This window comes from Streptomyces sp. GC420 (assembly GCF_009916105.1).
Classification (GTDB): Bacteria; Actinomycetota; Actinomycetes; order Streptomycetales; family Streptomycetaceae; genus Streptomyces.
Genome location: NZ_JAAAXQ010000719.1, coordinates 1 through 1,687 on the forward strand (window position 1 = coordinate 1; position 1,687 = coordinate 1,687).

Sequence of the window (1,687 nt, forward strand, 5' to 3'; positions counted from 1 at the left end):
GGTCATGGTCGTGGGTCTCCCGGTCGGATGCTGCGGTGGTTCACAGGTGGTAGGCGTACTCGGTGAACTCCCAGTCGGTGACGTGCCGCGCGAAGCGTTCGGCCTCGTCCCGCTTGTAGGAGAGGAATGCCGTGGTGAAGTCCTTGCCGAGGAGCTCGGTCAGCGCGGTGTCCGCCTCCAGCGCGTCCAGCGCGGCGGGCAGGCTCGAGGGGAGCATTGCGGACCTGGTCGGGTCGTAGCCGTAGCCCTCCAGGGGCGGCGGTGGCTCCTCCTGGGCCAGCACACCGAGCAGCGCGGCGGCGGCGGTGGCGGCGATCAGCAGGTAGGGGTTGGCGCTGGCGTCGCCGAGCCGCAGTTCGAGCCGCGCGCCGGAGCCGCGCTCCGGCGGGATGCGGACCATGGCGCTGCGGTTGTCCAGGCCCCAGTCGATCAGCCAGGGTGCGAGTGTGTCGGGGCCGAAGCGCTTGTACGAGTTGACGGTGGGGTTGGCCAGCGCGGCCAGGGCGGGGGCGTGGGCGAGGACTCCGGCGACCGCGTGCCGTGCGGTGGCGGAGAGGCCGTAGGGGGCCGACGGGTCGTCGAAGGCGTTGCCGTCCTCCGCGTCGAGGCAGGACAGGTGGAGGTGGAAGCCGGAGCCTCCGGCCTCGTTGAAGGGCTTGGCCATGAAGGTGGCGAGCCGGCCCTCCTGGCGGGCCAGTTCCTTGATCGCGGCCTTGAGGCGGAAGGCGCGGTCGGCGGCCGTGAGGGCGTCGGAGTGGATGAGGTTGATCTCGAACTGCGCTCCGTCGAACTCGTGGTTCCCGCTGGTGACCCCGATGTTCAGGTCCCGCAGCCGGCGCAGCGCGCGCAGCAGGTGGTTGCCGGGGTCGGCGCGCAGACCGGCGGTGTACACGACTCCCGTCGCCTCGGTGTAGCGGCGCCAGCCGTTCGGCGTCCCGGGGGCGGGCTCGCACAGGAAGTACTCCAGCTCCGGTCCGGCCACGGGCCGCAGGCCGTGCTCGGCGCACCGGGCGAGGACGGAGCGGAGCAGGTCGCGGGGCGACTCGGGCGCGGGGGCACCGGTCGCGGGGTCGGTGACGTCGCCCAGGCAGGAGGCGACACCCGGTTCCCAGGGCAGCGCGACGAGGGTGTCAAGGTCGGGCCGTACGCAGATGTCGGGGAGGCCCGCGTCGAGACCGCCGGTGACGGGGACGACCTCGCCGCGCGGGGTCGTGTGGTAGACGGCGCGGCAGAAGGCGAGACCGTGGTCGCAGGCCGAGGGCAGGTGGTCGAGCAGGACGTCGCGGGCCCGGTCGGTGCCCATGAGGTCGGGATAGGTCACCCGGACGACGTCGATGCCCTCGGCCGCGAGCCGGTCGAGGTGCCTGCGGACGGGTGGGTGGTCTTGAGCGCTCACCGATGTCTCCTCGGGCGGATGTAGGGGGCACGTCCCGGGCCCGTTGGCGCGGGAGAGGCGGCGTAACGGCCTGGGGCCGGCGGCGGGCCGACGCGGGGAGCGGGGCGGAGGCGGCGCCAGTCGTTTGACGCCAAACGGTATGGATGCGCACCGTGCACCGCAAGGGGGCGGGAGAAAAAATTTATCCATCCGGATAGCTATTGACCAGGGCCCGGCGGCTTCCTATGTTGTTTGAAGCCAAACGAGTTGGGGGCGGGATCATTCCCGCCCCCAACTCGTTTGGCTTCAAAC

General features: G+C 71.8%; 1 protein-coding gene. It reads right to left on the bottom strand.

Translation table 11 applies throughout. From position 1 onward, the window contains the following. Nucleotides 1–40: 40 nt before the first annotated feature. Complete coding sequence (locus GUY61_RS38090) at nucleotides 41–1,396, bottom strand: glutamine synthetase family protein (protein ID WP_166634859.1); 1,356 nt, start codon at nucleotides 1,394–1,396, stop codon at nucleotides 41–43. Nucleotides 1,397–1,687 lie beyond the last annotated feature (291 nt).